Source organism: Burkholderia sp. Ac-20384 (assembly GCF_017104605.1).
Taxonomy (GTDB): Bacteria; Pseudomonadota; Gammaproteobacteria; order Burkholderiales; family Burkholderiaceae; genus Burkholderia; species Burkholderia lata.
The window spans coordinates 43,367-61,249 of sequence record NZ_JAAGPE010000019.1 but is presented as its reverse complement, the minus strand read 5'-3'; the positions used below and the strand labels follow the sequence as shown (position 1 = coordinate 61,249).

Sequence of the window (17,883 nt, the reverse complement as noted above, 5' to 3'; positions counted from 1 at the left end):
GTTGGGTGGCCCTCGCGTGGCGGTATCGGATCGGCGTCGATGGTGTCGTGGTGTCAGCGCGGCCGCAGCCGCTCGACCATCTCGTGGATGACGATATGGCGGATCGCGCGCAGCAGGTGCATCTCGCCGCCGAGCGTCGCTGTGAGTTCGGGGCGGGCAGTCTTCATCGCGTCGTTGTCGGCGGCGATCTCGAGCAACAGCGCGTCGGCCTGCGCGGGAATGCGCGCGAGCAGTTCGTCGATGTGGCGCTGCGCGGTCGCGCGCGTCAGCCCGAGTGCCGCGCCGGCCTGGTCGAGCACGTCGCGCGTGAAATCCGCATAGCGCTGCACGCCCGCGACCGGCCGCGTGAATTCCGTCAGGTCCGGCCAGCGGCTGCGCGCGCTGTAGGTCGTGGTTTCGTATACGCCGTCGCACAGCAGGTCGTAGTGCGGCGCCAGCGCGACCCCGCTGTCGGCGACGAGGAAGCTCAGGTTCTTCAGGTGTGAATCACCGTTGCCGACGACGATGCAGAACGCGAGCCAGCGGAACAGGCGCAGGCGAACCGGCGCGGGCGCGCGGCACGCGTTGGCGAGCGTCGCGAGCGCGTCGAGCGACCAACCCGTGTATTTCATCGTCGCGGGCAGGTTGAGCGCCTGGCAGCCGTCGATCGCGTGGCGCCGTTCGACGCCGGTATCCGTCTGCGTACGGTCGAAGCGGCGTATTACGTACACGGGTGCCGGCACGTAGCGGCGCTCGACCTCGGGCACGTCGAGGCCGACGCGGCGCGCGAGCGTCATCACGAACCATTCGTTGATGACCGAATGCGGATAGTCGTGCGCGTGCGGATGATTCGGCTTCAGGATGTGCGTCGACACCGCCTGGCCGCTCGGCTCGAACAGTGCGCCGTCGCGCAGCACGACCGGCAGCTTGTGCTGCGCGCCGGCGAGCGACATCTTCTTCGGCGCGTCGTGCGTAAGCGGCACGGCAGGCAGGTGGCGGATGCGCGCGTCGAGTTCGGCGTCGTCGAGCGGGCGCAGGTGCGTGTCCTCGTCGGCCGTGTCGGCCGGCAGGCGCAGCGTCACCGAGCCTGCCGATTCGCGGCCGTAGTGCTCGAGCAGCGCGAACGCGTCGCCGATGTCGGGCAGGCCCGCGTCACGCGCCAGCAGCGCCCGCACCGATTCTTCCGGCAGCAGGTTGTCGAAATACCACTGGACGGGGCGGGTGGTCGCGCCGTCGCGCAGCACGCCGGCCTGCAGCGGCAGATGCGGGCTCAGCGCGAAGCGGGACGCCTGCGCGAGCCACGACGGCGCGTATTCGAACGCCCACAGATTGCGGTTTTCATGCAGCGTGCCGATCGGCTGGCCGTCGATCGCGGCGATGAGGGTGCGCTCAGTCATGCGACGCGTCCTCGCCGGTGGCGCGCGGGTGGCCAGGCACGGCTTCGCCGGCGGCCGTCAGCACACGGCGCGCGATCTCGACCGCGCGCGCGGCGACTTCGCGGCCGGCGGCGGTCGTCCTGGGGCGAGGGCGGCGCGTGTCGTCTGCGCCCGCACCGGCTGCTGCGTCGGTCGACAGCACGAGACGCGCGGCCGTGAGCACGCGCGCAGGGGCCGGCGGGGCGGTGTCGGTGGTTGCATCCGTGCGCAGCAGCAGGCGCTCGGCCGCGCGCCGCGCGCGGATGTCGGCCCTATGGCTCGCGCGGGCCGACTGGCGCTCGAGCAGTTCGTCGCTGGCGTCAGGGATGTCGACAACGACCTGCACGCCGAGCCCTTGCAGGATCTGGAACACCTTGCCCCACTGGATGGTGTCCGCCCCACGCTCGGCCTTGACCATGAACGACTCGCTGACGCCGACGCTGCCGGCCGCGTCGTCCTGGCGCAGCTGCTGTCCTTTCCGCGCAGCGCGGATCACGCCGCCGATGTCGGATGCCTGTTCGATCGTGTATCGCATGGTTGGGGCTCCCGGCGGCGCCAACGGTCGCGGCGGCCGGCCCGGTCTGGCGGGTCCGGTTCGCCGCCGTAGCCGGCGCGACTGAATGAAAACTGTACGATCAAACAGTATTGCAGCTCGGTGGCGAAATTCAAGTGAAAACCGTGCGATCGACGAGTTTTTGGTGGTTGGTGGGTGAATTGCATAAAAAACTGTGAGATTGCACAGTTTTTACTCCGGACTCAGCCGGCAACGTGTCCCGGCCAACGAGTGCACTCGTCACCGCTGTCCTGCCGTTCCGTAAAGTCACGAACCTCCGCCCGGCGCCGCTGCGCGCGGCTTGCCAGAGCGGCAACCCATTCATAAGACGTACAGTTTTCGCACGTCGAGCGATGCGCGCCGAACTGTACTCTTGTTCGCGCGGTCGATGTGTGTACTCGCCACCAACTGTTCTGCTCTTAAGATTCCATCATCAAGTGCACAGTGCCGCAGATCCAGTCGTACCGGAACCCTGTTGGCGCATCTTCAAGAGAGAGCCAGTGCGATGGAAAAGGCAAAACCGGAGGGAAAGATCAGGAATCACGACGGCCCGGTCGGCGGGCGAAACATGTGCGTGCCGGACGTGCGCGGCAGGGCGGCGCGGTTGCGCGTGCCGGCGGGAGACGCGCGATGAAACTCTATGAAAAACTTGCGGACGACATCGAGCGCCTGATCCGCCAGGGCGTGTACCGGCACGGCGACCGGATTCCGTCGGTGCGGCAGGCGAGCCAGCAGCACCGGATCAGCATCACGACCGTGCTGCACGCCTATCTGTTGCTGGAGAGCCGCGGGCTACTCGAAAGCCGGCCGCAGTCGGGCTATTTCGTGAACCTGCGGCGCGACGACAGCCATGCGCCGGTGCGCGAGCTGCGGCCGTCGAAGCCGATCGCGATCTCGTCGTCGGTCGACGTGAGCCGGCTCGTGCTGTCGACGCTGCGCTCGATCGGCACCGACGACGCGGTGCCGCTCGGCTCGCCGTATCCGGACCCGAGCCTGTTTCCGTTCGAGAAGCTGAACCGCTACGCGTATGCGGCCGGTCGCGACAAGTCGCTGTGGGGCGTGACGGACGGGCTGCCGCCCGGCCATCCGCGGCTGATCCGCCAGATTGCGCGCCGATACCTGGAAAACGGGATGTCGGTGGACCCGAACGAGATCATCGTGACGGTCGGCGCGACGGAGGCGATCAACCTGTGCCTGCAGGCGGTCGCGAAGCCGGGCGACACGATCGCGGTGGAATCGCCGACGTTCTACGCGATGCTGCACGCGATCGAGCGGATGGGGATGAAGGCGATCGAGGTGGCGACGCATCCGGAGTACGGGATCGATATCGCCGCGCTGGCCGCGATTGCGAAGTCGCAACCGATCGCCGCATGCATGGTGATGCCGAACTTCCAGAACCCGCTCGGCTTTCAGATGCCCGACGAGCGCAAGCGCGAGCTGGTCGAGTTCGCGACGAATGCCGGGATGCCGCTGATCGAGAACGGCGTGTACAACGAACTGTATTTCGGCGATGCGCATCCGAGTTCGTTGAAGTCGTATGACCGCAGCGGGATCGTGCTGCATTGCTCGTCGTTTTCGAAGAGCCTGACGGCTGCCTACCGGATCGGCTGGGCGCTGCCGGGCCGCTATCGTGACCAGGTCGAGAAGCTGAAATTCCTGAACACGCTTGCAACGCCGTCGTTGCCGCAGCTCGCAATCGCGGAGTTTCTCGAACGCGACGGCTACGAGCATCACCTGCGGCGCCTGCGCAAGGCGTATGCGCAGCAGGCGAACCTGATGCGCGCGATGGTGTCGCGGTTCTTCCCGGAAGGCACGCGCATCTCGAGCCCGGCCGGCGGGTACGTGCTGTGGGTCGAGTTGCCCGCGCAGGTCGACGCGATGCGGCTGTACCAGCTCGCGCTGGAGCAGGGGATCACGATCGGGCCCGGCTACATGTTCTCGATCACGGACAGCTACCGGAACTTCATCCGGCTGAACTACAGCAGCCCGTGGTCGCCGGAGATCGAGCAGGCCGTGATCACGGTCGGCAAGCTGGCCTCGGCGTGCATGCGGTGAGCGGGTGCGAGCGGTATCTTGCGTTTCGACGACGAAGCCGGCCTTGTGCCGGCTTTTTTCTTGCTGTGGCCCATGCCGCCGCTGCGTTCCTCGCCGTCAAGCGCGCCGCTCGAGATACTCGCAAAGAAACTCGATGAACACACGCACCTTCGCCGACAGGTTGAGCCGTTCCGGATACACCGCGTAGATATCCGACGGTGGCAGCGACCAGTCCGCGAGCACGCGCGTCAGCGCGCCCGAATCGATGAACGGTTGCGCGTCCCACTCGGACCGCACCAGCACGCCATGCCCGTCGATCGCCCAGCGCAGCGTCGCTTCGCCGTCGTTGCTGCTCATCACGCCATGCACCTTGACGAGTTCGTGGCGCTTGCCTTTGGTGAAGTGCCACGTGCCGTACGCCGTGTCGTTCTCGCGCAGCACGATGCAGCGGTGGCCGCGCAGGTCGCCGGGCACCTTCGGTACACCGTTCGCTTTCAGGTACGCGGGCGACGCGCAGACGAAACGCCGGTTTGCCGCGAGCTTGCGGCCCACCACGCGCTGGTCGGGCAGCTCGCCGAACCGGATCCCCACGTCGTACGCGAGCTCGGCGAGGTTCATCGGGCGATCGGTGAGTTCGAGCTGGATCTCGACTTCAGGATGACGATCGCGGAACGCGGACAGCGCGGGCACGATGTGGCGGCGCCCGAAGCCGAAGGTCGCGTTGACCTTGAGCAGGCCTTGCGGCTGGTTGCGGCTGCTCGATACCGTGCGCTCGAGTTCGTGCACCTGCTCGAGCAGCTTCGAGCCGGTCGCGAGATATACCTCGCCCTCGTTGGTCATCGCCAGCCGCCGCGTGGTGCGGTTCAGCAGCTTCACGCCGAGGCGCCGCTCGATCTGGTTGAGCCGTGCGCTGACGGCCGGCGGCGTGACGCCGAGGTCGCGCGCGAGCGCCGACAGGCTGCCGTGCGTGACGAGCCGTGCGAAGAATTCCAGGTCTGCGATCGGATCCATCTTAAAGTTTCATTTAATAATGGGTTAAGCTGCGCCTCATTTTAAGGCGTCACCCTCCAAATTACACTTGCCGAAACGTCCGCATCCGGGCGTTTTCGCAACAAGGAGGGGGAACGATGGGACAGACGCTTTACCGGAAGATCGTGGCGAGCCACACGGTATCCCGTGTCGACGCGCAGCACGTCGTGCTGTACGCCGACCTGCACATCATGAACGAGTACACGAGCCCGCAGGCGTTCGCCGGGCTCGCGGCAAGGAACCTGCCGGTACGCTGCCCGGACAAGCAGATGGGTATCGTCGATCACGTGATTCCGACGCATCCCGTTCCGGTCGGCCAGCGCACGATCGTCATCGACGCGGCGGCCAGCCAGGCTGCGAATTTCACGCGCAACTGCCGCCGGCACGGCATCCACCTGTTCGACGTGCAGGACACCGAACAGGGCATCGAGCACGTGGTCGCGCCCGAGATCGGGCTGATCCGGCCCGGCATGGTCGTGCTGTGCGGCGACAGCCACACGACGACCTACGGTGCGCTGGGCGCGCTCGGCTTCGGCATTGGCACGTCGGAAGTCGAGCATGTGCTGGCGACGCAGACGCTGGTGTACCGCGTCGCGCGCGACATGCGCATCCGCGTGGACGGCGCGCTGCCGGCCGGCACCACGTCGAAGGATCTCGTGCTGTACATCATCTCGAAGATCGGTGCGCAGGGCGCGCGCGGCTTCGTCGTCGAGTACTGCGGGCCGGCGATCGACGCGCTGAGCGCCGAAGCGCGCATGACCCTGTGCAACATGACGGTCGAAGCCGGTGCGCGCGGCGCACTCATCGCGCCCGACGCGACGACGGTCGCCTACGTTCGCGACCGGATCCGCGATCTGCCGGCGGCCCGCGTTGACGAGGCCGTCGCGCAATGGACGCAACTGCAATCCGACGCCGACGCGCCATTCGACGTCACGCATCGCTTCGATGCGGCGGACGTCGCGCCATTCGTGACCTGGGGCACGAGCCCCGACCAGGCGATCGCGATTACTGCGCGCATTCCGGCGCTGTCGGCCGAGCCGCTCGAACGCGACAACGCGCGCAAGGCGCTCGACTACATGGGACTCGATACCGGGCAACCGATCGATGGCCTGCATGTCGACCACGTGTTCATCGGCTCGTGCACGAATGCACGGATCGAAGACCTGCGCGCCGTGGCGGACGTCGTGCGCGGCCGCACGGTCGCGCCGTCGGTGCGCGCGATGGTCGTGCCCGGGTCGGTCGCGGTGCGCGAACAGGCCGAGCGCGAAGGCGTCGCACGCACGCTGATCGACGCCGGCTTCGAATGGCGCCAGCCCGGCTGCTCGATGTGTCTCGCGATGAACGACGACGTCCTCGCGCCCGGCCAGCGCTGCGCGTCGACGACGAACCGCAATTTCGAGGGCCGCCAGGGCCGCGGCGCCCGCACCCACCTGATGAGTCCGGCGATGGCCGCCGCTGCCGCGCTGGCCGGACGCATCGTCGACGTACGCAAGGAGTTCGATCATGCGTGAGCACGCCTCCGTCACCGGTATCGCAGCGCCGCTGCCGCTGAACAACCTCGATACCGACCAGATCATGCCGAAGCAGTTTCTGCTCGGTATCGACAAGTCGGGGCTCGCGCGCGGTGTGCTGTACGACCTCCGCCACGATGGTTCGGGCGCGCGGCGGCCGGATTTCGTATTGAACCGCCCGGAGTATCAAGGGGCGCGCATCCTGGTGGCCGGCGCCAATTTCGGTTGCGGTTCCAGCCGCGAACACGCGGTGTGGGGCTTGCAGCAGGCGGGCTTCGACGCGGTGATCGCGCCGAGCTTCGGCGAGATCTTCTACTTCAACGCGCTGAACAACCGGCTGTTGCTGGTGATGCTCGATCCGGCCGTCGTGTCGACGCTCGTCGAACAGGCGCGCAACCCGGCCACGAGCACGTTGACGATCGACGTGCTGCGCCAGGTCGTCAGGACAGCAGAGGGAAGCGAGTACCCGTTCGATCTGCCTGAGCGGCAGAAGCGCATGTTCGTCGAAGGGCTGGACATGATCGGCATGACGCTCGCCGATCGCGATGCGATCGATGCGTTCGAGGGGCGCCATCACGCGGCCAGCCCGTGGATGAAGATCGATTTGCCGAAGCAGCAGCGCGCGGTGTGAAAAGGGCGCTTCGGCGCCCGCAGCACGGGGCCGGACGCGCGCCGCGCGATTTCGTCCGGCCCTGCCGATGTGCGAACTCAATACAAGAAACGGAGACATGACATGGAAGCTTCCCCCGTGCAGACGAGCCTGCCGCCGTCCACGCCGCTCGCGTGGCTGCTGAACCTGAAGATCGGCGGGATGCCGCTGCCGATGTTCGTTGCGATCGCGGTCGTCACGATCCTGGCGGCCGCGACGAAGCGGCTGCCGAACGACATGATCGGCGGCTTGGCGGTGCTGATGCTGTCCGGGCTGCTGCTCGGCGAGATCGGCCGGCGGATCCCGGTGTTCCGGCATATCGGCGGCCCGGCGATCCTGTGCCTGTTCGTGCCGTCGGCGCTGCTGGGCTACCGGCTGATGGACGACGCGACGCTCAAGGCGATCACGGTGACGATGAAGACGGCCAATCTTCAGTATCTCTACATCGCGTGCCTGGTCGCCGGGAGCATCCTCGGGATGAACCGGAAGATCCTGATCCAGGGCTTCCTCAAGATGTTCGTGCCGCTGCTCGTCGGCACCGTGGCGGCGATTGCAGCCGGGATCGCCGTGGGCTTCGCGTTCGGCTACGACCCGCAGCACACGTTCTTCTATATCGTGATGCCGATCCTCGGCGGCGGCATCGGCGAGGGCATCCTGCCGCTGTCGATCGGCTATGCGGAGATCACCGGCGTCGCGCAGGGCCACCTGATTGCGATGATGGTGCCGGCTGCGCTGATCGGCAATGTCGTCGCGATCCTCGCGAGCGGCATGTTGAAGCGCTTCGGCGAAAAGCATCGCCGCTACAGCGGCGACGGCCTGCTGGTGAAGACCGGCGAGGACCGCGAGCTGCTCGCCGCGCAGCAGGCCGAGGCCGGGCTGGACCTGCGGCTGATGGGCTTCGGCCTGCTGCTCGCGTGCACGCTGTTCATTCTCGGCGGATTGCTGGCGCCGCTCACCGGCATTCCGGGGCCGGTGCTGATGATCGTCGCGGCGGCCGTGCTGAAAGTGTGCCGCGCGATTCCCGAGTCGATGGAGATCGGCGCGTACCAGATGTACAAGTTCATGTCGACGAACCTGACGTTCGCGATCCTCGTCGGGCTCGGCACGCTGTTCGTGTCGTGGGACAAGCTCGTCGGCGCGTTCTCGCCCGGGTATTTCGTGATCTGCGCGTCGATCGTGATCGCGATGGTGGTCTCCGGATTCTTCGTCGGCGCCGCGCTGAAGATGTATCCGGTCGAATCCGCGATCATCACCGCCTGCCATAGCGGGCTGGGCGGTACCGGCGACGTCGCGATCCTGTCGTCGTCGAACCGGATGGGGCTGATGCCATTCGCACAGATCTCGACGCGCATCGGCGGCGCGGCGATGGTCGTGTTCGCGACGATCGTGATGAAGTGGCTGCATTGACGGACGCAGCCGTGTAATCGTAAAGCATGCGAGGGTTCGTGCGTCGGCGCGGCGACGCCTGAATCCGGCGCCGACCGGCGAACATCCGGGATGCGTCGAGCGTCAGCGATTGAGCTCCTCGAGCCGCACGCCATTGGTTCTCGGGCCGAACGCGCCGATGACGACGACCACGACGAGCATGAACACGGTGATCCCGGTGAACACGCCGGGTACGCCGAAGTCCTTCAGCAGCGCCGCGATGATGAAGCCCGACATCATCGCGCCGGCGCGGCTGGCCGAATACGCGATGCCGCTCGCGCGGGAGCGCACCTCGGTCGGGAACAGCTCGCACTGGTACGCGTGATAGGCGACGGAGATCGTCTGCCCGGCGAGGCTGATCAGCACGCCGAGCACGATGAGCGGCGCAACGGTCCTGATCTGCGCGAACGCGAGCCCGCAGGCGATCACGGCTAGCGCACCGCCGACGATCAGGTGCTTGCGCTGGATCCGGTCCGCATAGCGCATCGCGAGCAGCGGCCCGGCCGGCATCGCGAATGCGATGACGAACGCATACAACAGGCTCTTCGTGACGGTGATGCCCTGGCCGATCAACAGTGTCGGCACCCAGTTCGCGAATCCGTAGTAGCCGATGGCCTGGCAGAAGTTGAACGCGACGAGCATCAGCAGGCGGGCGCGATAGGGTGCGCGCCACAATGCTGCGAACGCCGCGCGGTGCACGTCGGGCGCGTCGCTCGCCGGCGTGGGCGGCGGCAGCGGCATGCCCGACTCGCGCTCGGCGATCGCTTCCATCCGGCTCACGATCCGTTCGCTTCGTTCAGCATCGCCGTGCGCGGCCAGCCACCGCGGGCTTTCGGGTACCGCACGGCGGATGAACCAGACGATCACGGCGCCGGCCGAGCCGGCCAGCACCACGACGCGCCAACCGTCGAGCCCGAACACGTTCGTGGGCACGAGCCACCACGACAGGATCGCGGCGACCGGCGCGGCGGCGAACATCACGACCTGGTTGAACGCGATCGCGCGGCCCCGCATGTGCTGTGGGACGAGTTCGGTCACGTAGGTGTCGATCGTGACGATCTCCAGCCCGACGCCGATGCCGGTGATGAAGCGCCACAACAGCACGCCCTCGGGTGTCGTCTGGAATGCCATGATGGCCGAGCCGATCGAGTACCACAGCAGCGAGTACGTGAAGACGGCGCGGCGCCCGTAGCGGTCCGGCATCCAGCCGAAGCCGAACGTGCCGACGAACAGCCCCGCGAAGGTCGCCGCGATGAAGGCGGCGATGCCGGTGAAGCCGAAGAAGGCCTGCGTGGTGGTCTGCAGCAGGCCGCTCTTTGCCATGCCCGGCGCGATATAGCCGGTGAAGATCAGGTCGTAGACTTCGAAGAAGCCGCCGAGGGAAATCAGCAGCACGAGCATCCACTGGTGCCGCGTGATCGGCAGCCGGTCCATGCGCGCGGAGATGTCCGCGTCGGCGCGGATGCCGGCGCGTACCTGCGGCGTATCGAGCGGGGCGCCGCCCGCGGTGACGGTCTGATGCATGTTGTCTCCTGATCCTCTGACGGGCGGCATGCTTCTTCGAGCTGCCTGCCCTGATAACGGTTATAGGCGCACGCGGCGTGGACGGCGCGCGGAATGCCTGGCGGCGCGCGACCGGGCCTGCCTCGACGCCGGCGGGCCGCTGCCGGGCCGGCGTCGGCTATCGCTCATGCGATCGCGCGGCGTGTCAGCCGTGCCAGCACTTCCTGCGTGTGCTCGCCGACGCGCGCGAGCGCCTGGCGCACGCCGGGCCGTCGTCCACCCATCGTGATCGGCAGCAGGACGACATCGGTCGTGCGGCCGTCGTCGGTCTGCATCGGCACCAGTCCGCCGCTCGCTTTCAGGTGCGGATCGTCGAGCAGTTGCTCGGGACGGACGATCGGCGCATACGGAATGCCGGCGGCTTCGAGTTTCGGCGACAGCTCGGCAGCGCGATGATTCTTCAGGATCGCGCCGAGCCGTTCGAGCAACCGCGGGCGCACGGCGACCCGCAGCGCGTTGGTGGCGAACTCCGGTTCGGCGGCGAGCGCGGGGCAGGCGAGCACGTCGCACAGCGTGACGAACTGCCGGTCGCTGACCGCGCCGATGAACAGCTGTTCGCCATCCGCGAGCGTGAACACGTCGTAGACGCTCCACGCCGACACGCGCGCCGGCATCGGCGGTGGCGGTTCGTGCGTCATCGCGTACTGCTGCATGTGCTGCGCGCACAGGAACACGCAGTTCTCGAACAGCGCGCTCTGCACTTCCTGCCCGCGGCCGGTGCGCTCGCGTTCGCGCAGCGCGGCGAGCACGCCGATCGCGCCGAACATGCCGCCCATGATGTCGTTGACCGACGTGCCGGCGCGCAGCGGACGGCCGACCGGCCCCGTCATGTAGGACAGCCCGCCCATCATCTGCACGACTTCGTCGAGCGCGAGGCGCCGGTCGTACGGGCCGGGCAGGAAGCCCTTGTGCGTCACGTAGACGAGCGCCGGGTAGCGGGCCGACAGCGTGTCGTAGTCGAGGCCGAGCGACGCCATCAGGCCGGGTCGGAAATTCTCGAGCATCACGTCGCAGGTGCCGATCAGTTCGACCGCGGCCTCCTTGCCCTCGGGCGTATGGAGGTCGAGCACGACGCTCTTCTTGTTGCGGTTGAACGAACGGAAGAAGCCGATGCCGAGGCCGGGCAGGTTGCGCGTCTTGTCGCCGCCGGGCGGCTCGATCTTGATCACTTCGGCGCCGAGATCGGCGAGGATCATCCCGCACGTCGGCCCCATGACCATGTGCGTGAATTCGATGACGCGAATACCGTCGAGTGGAAGTCGGGTGTCGTGGTTCATGATGGGTTCAGGCGGTGGTGGTGGCTGCGATGGCGTGGGTGGCCGGCAGGCCCGCGCGCCACAGCGCGCCGTGCAGCGTTTCGCCGTCCAGCCAGCGCGCGACCTTCGCGCGCAGCGTCAGCAGCGCGGCAATGTCGATGCCGGTGTCGATCCCCATGTCGGCGAGCATGAACGCGAGGTCTTCGCTCGACGCGTTGCCGCTCGCGCCGGGCGCATGCGGACAGCCGCCGATGCCGGCGAGTGTCGCGTCGAAGCGGGCGACGCCCGTTTCGAGCGCCGCGTACACATTCGCGAGCGCGAGGCCGCGCGTGTCGTGAAAATGGCCGCACCAGAAACGCTCGCCTGCGGCGGCGCGCGCCTTGCCGAACAGTTCGCCGACGGCGGCCGGGCCCGCATAGCCGACCGTGTCGGCGATGCTCACGCGGTCGGCGCCGGCATCGAGCAGCGCATGCAGGTAACGCAGCACCGCCGATTGCTCGACGCGGCCCTGGATCGTGCAGCCGAACGCGGTGCCGATGCCGCCTTCGATCAGCGTCTTCGAGCCGGCCGCATCGCGCGCGGCGCGGATGCGCGCCACCTCGGCGACGACTTCGTCGGGCGTCTTGCGCAGGTTCGCGATGCTGTGTGCGCGGCTCGCCGAGAGCGGCACCAGCATCAGGTCGGCGCCCGCGTCGAGCGCGTGCTCCGCGCCCTTGAGGTTCGGCACCAGCACCGACACGCACAGGCCGGGCAGCGTCTTCGCATACGCCACGAGCTCGGCCGTATCGGCCAGTTGCGGGAGCAGGCGCGCCGGCACGAACGATCCGACCTCGATTTCGCGCTGACCGGCCGCGTACGCGTCGCCGATCCACTCGATCTTGTGTTTCGTCGGAAGAATGCGCGGGATGCTTTGCAGCCCGTCGCGCAAGCCGACTTCGCGTATGACTGCCTGCTGGGGGAACGACCGCATGTCGCTTGTCTCCGTTGATTTCGCCCGTGTCGATGCACCGGCGTCGTGCTAACTTTAGACATTCCTGATGGACATTAAAGCGGTATTTCGGAACCGCCACGTTTCCGGAATGGAATGTCTGAATGCCTGATTGCCTGGAGACGGCGGATGCGTGACATCGACCTGAAAACACTACGGCTGCTGGTGGCCGTGTGCGATCACCGCAATATGGCGCGGGCGGCGGAGGCGGTTCATATCGAGCCGTCGGCGATCAGCAAGCGCATCGCGCAACTGGAAAGCGACCTCGGTGTGCCGCTGCTCACGCGTTCGCGGCGCGGCGTCGAGCCGACGGCCGCGGGCAATGCGCTGCTCGAGCACGCGCGCAGCGTGCTCTTCACGATGGAGCGCATCGCGAGCGATGTCGCCGCGTTCGGCGGCGGGCTGAAGGGGCGCGTCAGCATCTGCGCATCGGCATCGGCGATCGCGGAGGCACTGCTCGACGACATTTCGTCGTTCATGCGCGAACCGGCCAACGAGAACATCCGGGTGGACGTGGAAGAGCGGTTGTCGTCCGAACTCGTGCGGCAGTTGCGGGAAGGCGCGGCGAGCGTGGGCGTGTGCTGGGACAACGTCGATCTTCAGGGCTTGCAGCATCGGCCCTATCGGCAGGACCGGCTGGCGCTGGCCGTGCATCGCGATCATCCGCTCGCGAACGCGCTGTCGCTGAGCTTCGAGCAGACGCTGGGCTACGAGCATGTCGGCCTGCTGCCGACGACTGCCGTTCACACGCTGTTGCAGCGCGCGGCCGCCGATGCCGGCACGACCGTGTCGTATCGCGTGATCGTGTCGGGGTTCGATGCCGCGTTTCGCGTCGTCGCGGCCGGGCTCGGGATCAGCGTCGTGCCGATGGAAGTGGCCGACACGTATCGGCCGGTGTTCGGCATCAAGGTGATCCCGCTCGTCGATGCGTGGGCGAAGCGCCGGTTCGTCGTCTGTTTCAGGAGCTTCGACGCATTGCAACCGGCCGCGCAACGGATGGTCGACTATCTGTCGAGCCGGGCCGCGATGCCGGCAGCGAGCGACTGATACGCAGCGTCAACGGGTGTGAACTGCGACGGGCGATCGATGTCACGCCGGGTGCCTTCCGGCTCGTCGTGATGTCAGCCGCCCGTCACCGGCGGGAAAAACGCCACCTCGCTGTCTTCCCGCACGACGAATCCCCCCGTCACCATCTCGAGATTGACGGCCGCGCGCACGGGCCGGTCCGTCCGCAGCGCTTCCGCGCTGCGTGCGTCGCGTGCGGCCAGCGTGTCGCGCAGCGCGTCGACGGTGAGCTCGCGCGTGTCGATCTCGACGATTTCCTCGTCGAGATCGAGTTGCTCGCGAATGCTTGCAAAGTATTTGATCGTCAGTTTCATCGCGATGTCTTGAAAGGAATCACTCGGCGGAATCGGAACACGCGCAGCACCGACGCTCAGCCCCAGCGCCGCATCGCCTGGTCGTCGTGCGCCTTCGCCTCGACCCAGCCGGATACGCCGTCGTGACGGATCTCCTTCTTCCAGAACGGGGCGTGGGTCTTCAGGAAGTCCATCAGGAATTCGCACGCATCGAACGCGGCCCCCCGATGCGCGGCGGCCACCACGACCAGCACGACCGCCTGGCCGAGCGGGATGCGCCCGACGCGATGCACGATCTTGATCGCTTCGAGACGCCAGCGTGCGCTGGCTTCCTCGACGATGCTCCAGAGCGCCTGTTCGGTCATCGTCGGATAGTGCTCGACCTCGAGCGCGATCACGTCGTCGACGTCGCCTTCGTTGCGCACGACACCGAGGAAATTCACGACCGCGCCGACATTCGGATTGCGAACGATCGGCGCGAGCTCGGCGCCCGCGTCGATCGGCGCGTACTGCACGCGCACTTCGAAGCCGGCGGTAATCGACGGTGGCGGCTCGGGGTGCGGGTCGGTCGTGATGTCGGGAGCGGGGCTGCCCGCGTGCAACGGATCGTCCGGTAGCCCGGCACGGGATTCGGTGAAGCTCGTCATGACGGTTCTCCTGTAGGCGGTGCGTCCTGTGTCGCGCGGCGGCCCCTCAGCCGCCGACCAGCGACATGCGCACGGTCGGATAAGTCTTGCCCGGCGCACGGGCTGGCCGTGCGGCCCGGCGCTCGGAATAGCGGTCGTCGCGGTGCGTCCAGCGGTCGCGCACAGCGGCGGCGAGGTCGGCGGTCGACGCCGTGTCGTCGAGCCACGGCCGCAGGTCGGTGCCTTGCGTCGCGAACAGGCACGTGTAGAGCTGGCCGTCGGCCGACACGCGGGCGCGCGAACAGGTGCCGCAGAACGGATGCGACACGCTCGCGATAAAGCCGACTTCGCCCGCGCCGTCGATGTGCGCGCAACGGATCGCGGTCGCGTCGTGCCCCGGTTCGCCGACGAGCACGAGCGGATAGTGTTCGTCGATCAGTTCGCGCATCCGCGCGGCCGGCACGACCTTGTCGCCGGACCAGAAGCTCGCGCCGCCGACGTCCATGTATTCGATGAAGCGCACGGCCACGCCGGACTGCCGGAAGTGCCGCACGAGCGGCAGGATCTGGTCGTCGTTCACGCCGCGCTCGATCACCGCGTTGACCTTGACCGGCGCGAGCCCGGCCGCCTGCGCGGCCTCGATGCCGGCCAGCACGCGCGACACGGGCACGTCGACGTCGCTCATCCGGCGGAACACCGCGTCGTCGATCGCATCGAGGCTGACCGTCACGCGCGACAGGCCGGCGTCGCGCAGTGTGCGCGCTTTCGCGGCCAGCAACGAGCCGTTGGTCGTCAGCGCGATTTCGACGGGCTTGCCGTCGACGGTCGTCAGCGCGGCGAGGCGTTCGATCAGCGCTTCGAGGTTGCGGCGCAGCAGCGGCTCGCCGCCCGTGATGCGGATCTTTTCGACACCGAGCGACGTGAACGCACGGGCGATCTTTTCGAGTTGCGCGAACGACAGCCGCTCGGACGACGGCATGAATGCATAGTCGGCGCCGAAGCTTTCGCGCGGCATGCAGTAGCCGCAGCGGAAATTGCATTGATCGATCACGGACAGGCGCAGGTCGCGCAGCGGGCGGCCGAGCGTGTCGGACGTGCGGGGGAAAGCGCCGGGCGATGCGCTGCCGGAAAGTACGGCAGCGGCCGGCGCGGCGGAAACGATGGCATTCACGATCGGTTCGTCGGCCTGCAAGAAGTAAGCGGTGGGGCATCGCCGGTCGGCCGTGCGTGTGCGGATGGGCAGGCGCACGGCGCGTGACGAGCCTCTTCGTGAGGATAGTCCGCCGGGTTTTTCCGGCAGGGACACAATCGCGCCCGAATTGCAGGAATACAGTTCGCAGTACGACCTGCGTGGCCTGCGCGGCGAAGGGCGCGGATCGGGCGGATGTCCGGCGTCGCGCTCATGCGAGCCAGTGCGCGAATTCGTAATACGGTACCGCGTCGCCGCACGCGATGCGCTGCCCGGCCGGCAGCCGGGCCAGACCGCTCGCCTGCACGAGCGACTGCAGCGTGCCGGCGCCTTGCTGGCGCAGCGTGTCGAGTGCGGGCGTGCCGTCGAGGCCGACGGTGCAGTGCACGCGCACGAAGCGCTCGCGCTGCGCATCCGGTTCGAAGTCGCTGTCGATCGGCAGCGACGGCACGACCGGCACGCGGGCGGTGCGCCCTTGCAGCCGGCGGATCAGCGGCGCGACGAACAGCGCGAACGCGGTCATCGCGGCGCCCGGATTGCCGGGCAGCAACACCACCGGCTGCGTGTCGAGCCGTGCGAGTGCAACCGGCTTGCCCGGCTTCATGCGCACGCCGGTGACGATGAACGACGCGCCGAGCGCGTCCAGTGCGGGGCGCAGCAGATCCTTGTCGCCGACCGATGCGCCACCGACGCAAATCACCAGGTCGCAGTCCGCGTGCAGGTCGCGCAGCGCGCGATCGACGGCGGCCGCGGTGTCGGCCGCATGCAGGCTCATCGCGACCTCGGCACCGGTTCCGGAAACCAGCGCGGCGAGCATCGGCGCATTGCTGTTGTAAATCTGTTGCGGCGCACGCGGCTGCCCGCATGCGACGAGCTCGTCGCCGGTCGTCAGGATGCCGACACGCAGCGCCGGGCGCACGTCGACACGCGCGAACCCCTGCGCGGCGGCCACGCCGACATGCATTGCGCCCATGCGCACGCCGGCCGGCACCAGCAGGTCGCCGGCGCGCACTTCCTCGCCCCGGCGGCGGATATGCGAGCCGGTGCGCTGCGGCACGTCGAACGCGACCCAGCCGTCCTGCTCGCGTGCGTGCTCCTGCATCACGACGGTGTCCGCGCCGGGCGGGATCACGCTGCCGGTGAAGATGCGTGCGGCCGTGCGCGGGGCCAGCGGTGCCGGCGTGTCGCCCGCATAGCAGCGTTGCGCGACGCGCAGCGGTTCGCCATGCGCGAGATCCGCGTGACGGACGGCGTAGCCGTCCATCGCACTCTGGTCGGCCGGCGGCTGGTCGAGCACGGCGGTGAGCGGCGCGGCCAGCACGTGGCCGGCGGCTTCCTCGACCGGGACGGACGTGGTGGCGCCGAGCGGTGCGAACGCACTGGCGAAATGCTGCTGCGCGGTATCGAAATCGGTCAGGGGTTTCATCAGGAGAGAGCCGGAAGCGCCGGCGCGAGCGCGGGTTGATCGGGGTGAGCGGGTGGCGCGGTGTCGGGCGACACGTACTCGACGAAGCCGTCGTTGCGGCAGAAGCCGAGCAGCCGCACGCCGGCTTCGCGGGCGACGTCGATCGCAAGCGACGTCGGCGCCGAGATCGTCGCGATCATCGGGATGCCGACCCGCGCGGCCTTGCGCACCAGTTCGTAGCTTGCGCGGCTCGACAGGAACACGAAGCCGTCGTGCAGGTTGGCGCGACGCCGTGCGAGCCGGCCGATCAGCTTGTCGAGCGCGTTGTGGCGGCCGACGTCCTCGAACACGTCGAGCACCGCGCCGTCGCGGTTGCACCAGGCGGCCGCGTGGATGCCGCCCGTCTCGCGCATCAGCGTCTGGTGGGCCGGCAACGCACGCGCGGCGCGTTCGATCGCTGCCGCGCCGATACCGGCGGCCGTGCCGGCGGCGGCGATGCGTGGCGGGTGCAGGTCGAGCTGCGCGATGCTTTCGATTCCGCATACGCCGCAGCCGGTACGGCCGGCCAGCGCGCGCCGGTGCGCCTTCATCGCCATGAACGCCTGCTGCGACACGGTCATCCGCACTTCGGCGCTGCCGGCCCGGCATTCGCTTTCGATGTCGAACACGTCCGATGAGCGCTCGACGATGCCTTCGCTCAACGCGAAGCCGAGGCCGAACACGTCGAGGTCGATCGGGGTCGCCATCATGACCGTGTGCGCAATCCCGTTGATCACGAGTGCAACCGGCGTTTCGTCGACGACACGGTCGACGGTGTCGCGCGCGTCGCCGGCACGGTGACGTGTCACATGACACGCGGTGCTGCCGGTCGGATCGTCACGGCGGATGCAGGACTCCATGCGG

At 68.0% G+C, this 17,883-nt stretch carries 15 protein-coding genes and 1 pseudogene; 5 read left to right on the top strand and 11 right to left on the bottom strand.

The features are described 5' to 3' along the window. Window positions 1–53 precede the first annotated feature (53 nt). Complete coding sequence (locus G3O00_RS06095; RefSeq protein ID WP_174930104.1) at window positions 54–1,376, bottom strand: HipA domain-containing protein; 1,323 nt, start codon at window positions 1,374–1,376, stop codon at window positions 54–56. A gap of 319 nt (window positions 1,377–1,695) precedes the next feature. Beyond that, a pseudogene (locus G3O00_RS44080) lies at window positions 1,696–1,929 on the bottom strand (helix-turn-helix domain-containing protein); the annotation flags it as partial. A gap of 648 nt (window positions 1,930–2,577) precedes the next feature. On the opposite strand from G3O00_RS44080, the gene G3O00_RS06085 reads away from it, so the two are divergent. After that, complete coding sequence (locus G3O00_RS06085; protein WP_206142425.1) at window positions 2,578–4,002, top strand: PLP-dependent aminotransferase family protein; 1,425 nt, start codon at window positions 2,578–2,580, stop codon at window positions 4,000–4,002. A gap of 96 nt (window positions 4,003–4,098) precedes the next feature. Here G3O00_RS06085 and G3O00_RS06080 read toward each other — a convergent pair whose 3' ends face one another. After that, the gene (locus tag G3O00_RS06080) at window positions 4,099–4,992 is read right to left on the bottom strand and encodes a LysR family transcriptional regulator (RefSeq protein WP_206142424.1); all 894 of its coding nucleotides are present in this window, start codon (window positions 4,990–4,992) and stop codon (window positions 4,099–4,101) included. 116 nt (window positions 4,993–5,108) lie between these two features. Between G3O00_RS06080 and leuC the strand changes: the two genes are divergently transcribed. The 3 genes from leuC to G3O00_RS06065 all read left to right on the top strand — a co-directional run bounded on the left by leuC (window position 5,109) and on the right by G3O00_RS06065 (window position 8,577). Next, complete coding sequence (leuC, locus tag G3O00_RS06075) at window positions 5,109–6,521, top strand: 3-isopropylmalate dehydratase large subunit (RefSeq protein WP_206142423.1); 1,413 nt, start codon at window positions 5,109–5,111, stop codon at window positions 6,519–6,521. Next, window positions 6,514–7,152, top strand: coding sequence for a 3-isopropylmalate dehydratase small subunit (gene leuD, locus G3O00_RS06070; protein WP_206142422.1), 639 nt, complete (start codon window positions 6,514–6,516; stop codon window positions 7,150–7,152). The genes leuC and leuD overlap by 8 nt, the downstream gene beginning before the upstream one ends. 102 nt (window positions 7,153–7,254) lie before the next feature. Then, window positions 7,255–8,577, top strand: coding sequence for a 2-hydroxycarboxylate transporter family protein (locus G3O00_RS06065; RefSeq protein ID WP_206142421.1), 1,323 nt, complete (start codon window positions 7,255–7,257; stop codon window positions 8,575–8,577). Window positions 8,578–8,679: 102 nt separating this feature from the next. On the opposite strand, the gene G3O00_RS06060 is transcribed toward G3O00_RS06065, so the two are convergent. The 3 genes from G3O00_RS06060 to G3O00_RS06050 all read right to left on the bottom strand — a co-directional run bounded on the left by G3O00_RS06060 (window position 8,680) and on the right by G3O00_RS06050 (window position 12,384). Further along, window positions 8,680–10,119, bottom strand: coding sequence for an MFS transporter (locus G3O00_RS06060; RefSeq protein WP_206142420.1), 1,440 nt, complete (start codon window positions 10,117–10,119; stop codon window positions 8,680–8,682). Window positions 10,120–10,283: 164 nt separating this feature from the next. After that, window positions 10,284–11,435 carry a CaiB/BaiF CoA-transferase family protein gene (locus tag G3O00_RS06055; RefSeq protein ID WP_206142419.1) on the bottom strand — a complete coding sequence of 384 codons (1,152 nt, stop codon included), beginning with the start codon at window positions 11,433–11,435 and terminating at the stop codon, window positions 10,284–10,286. A gap of 7 nt (window positions 11,436–11,442) precedes the next feature. Further along, the gene (locus G3O00_RS06050; RefSeq protein WP_206142418.1) at window positions 11,443–12,384 is read right to left on the bottom strand and encodes a hydroxymethylglutaryl-CoA lyase; all 942 of its coding nucleotides are present in this window, start codon (window positions 12,382–12,384) and stop codon (window positions 11,443–11,445) included. Between the two features lie 147 nt (window positions 12,385–12,531). Here G3O00_RS06050 and G3O00_RS06045 point away from each other — a divergent pair, with 147 nt between their 5' ends. After that, window positions 12,532–13,449, top strand: a complete 918-nt coding sequence (locus G3O00_RS06045) for a LysR family transcriptional regulator (protein WP_206142417.1) — start codon at window positions 12,532–12,534, stop codon at window positions 13,447–13,449. Between the two features lie 74 nt (window positions 13,450–13,523). Here the strand turns inward: G3O00_RS06045 and moaD are convergent, their stop codons facing one another. From moaD to fdhD, 5 genes are all read right to left on the bottom strand, one after another. Next, a complete protein-coding gene (moaD, locus tag G3O00_RS06040; RefSeq protein WP_206142416.1) occupies window positions 13,524–13,781 on the bottom strand; it encodes a molybdopterin converting factor subunit 1 in 258 nt (85 codons plus the stop codon). Window positions 13,782–13,837: 56 nt separating this feature from the next. Next, window positions 13,838–14,407 (bottom strand): molybdenum cofactor biosynthesis protein MoaE, encoded by a 570-nt coding sequence (locus G3O00_RS06035; RefSeq protein WP_206142415.1) that lies wholly within the window; start codon window positions 14,405–14,407, stop codon window positions 13,838–13,840. Between the two features lie 46 nt (window positions 14,408–14,453). Then, entirely contained in the window at window positions 14,454–15,578 is a 1,125-nt protein-coding gene (gene moaA, locus G3O00_RS06030; RefSeq protein ID WP_206142414.1) for a GTP 3',8-cyclase MoaA, read from the bottom strand. Window positions 15,579–15,786: 208 nt separating this feature from the next. Next, window positions 15,787–17,001, bottom strand: a complete 1,215-nt coding sequence (glp, locus tag G3O00_RS06025; protein WP_206142413.1) for a gephyrin-like molybdotransferase Glp — start codon at window positions 16,999–17,001, stop codon at window positions 15,787–15,789. Next, complete coding sequence (gene fdhD / locus G3O00_RS06020) at window positions 17,001–17,879, bottom strand: formate dehydrogenase accessory sulfurtransferase FdhD (protein ID WP_206142412.1); 879 nt, start codon at window positions 17,877–17,879, stop codon at window positions 17,001–17,003. Before fdhD ends, glp begins: the two co-directional genes overlap by 1 nt. Between the last annotated feature and the right edge of the window lie 4 nt (window positions 17,880–17,883).

Bases quoted from the DNA above. Each gene is read 5' to 3' on its own strand.
- G3O00_RS06095 (WP_174930104.1), bottom strand. From the start codon at position 1,376: ATGACTGAGCGCACCCTCATCGCCGCGATCGACGGCCAGCCGATCGGC.
- G3O00_RS06085 (WP_206142425.1), top strand. From the start codon at position 2,578: ATGAAACTCTATGAAAAACTTGCGGACGACATCGAGCGCCTGATCCGC.
- G3O00_RS06080 (WP_206142424.1), bottom strand. From the start codon at position 4,992: ATGGATCCGATCGCAGACCTGGAATTCTTCGCACGGCTCGTCACGCAC.
- leuC (WP_206142423.1), top strand. From the start codon at position 5,109: ATGGGACAGACGCTTTACCGGAAGATCGTGGCGAGCCACACGGTATCC.
- leuD (WP_206142422.1), top strand. From the start codon at position 6,514: ATGCGTGAGCACGCCTCCGTCACCGGTATCGCAGCGCCGCTGCCGCTG.
- G3O00_RS06065 (WP_206142421.1), top strand. From the start codon at position 7,255: ATGGAAGCTTCCCCCGTGCAGACGAGCCTGCCGCCGTCCACGCCGCTC.
- G3O00_RS06060 (WP_206142420.1), bottom strand. From the start codon at position 10,119: ATGCATCAGACCGTCACCGCGGGCGGCGCCCCGCTCGATACGCCGCAG.
- G3O00_RS06055 (WP_206142419.1), bottom strand. From the start codon at position 11,435: ATGAACCACGACACCCGACTTCCACTCGACGGTATTCGCGTCATCGAA.
- G3O00_RS06050 (WP_206142418.1), bottom strand. From the start codon at position 12,384: ATGCGGTCGTTCCCCCAGCAGGCAGTCATACGCGAAGTCGGCTTGCGC.
- G3O00_RS06045 (WP_206142417.1), top strand. From the start codon at position 12,532: ATGCGTGACATCGACCTGAAAACACTACGGCTGCTGGTGGCCGTGTGC.
- moaD (WP_206142416.1), bottom strand. From the start codon at position 13,781: ATGAAACTGACGATCAAATACTTTGCAAGCATTCGCGAGCAACTCGAT.
- G3O00_RS06035 (WP_206142415.1), bottom strand. From the start codon at position 14,407: ATGACGAGCTTCACCGAATCCCGTGCCGGGCTACCGGACGATCCGTTG.
- glp (WP_206142413.1), bottom strand. From the start codon at position 17,001: ATGAAACCCCTGACCGATTTCGATACCGCGCAGCAGCATTTCGCCAGT.
- fdhD (WP_206142412.1), bottom strand. From the start codon at position 17,879: ATGGAGTCCTGCATCCGCCGTGACGATCCGACCGGCAGCACCGCGTGT.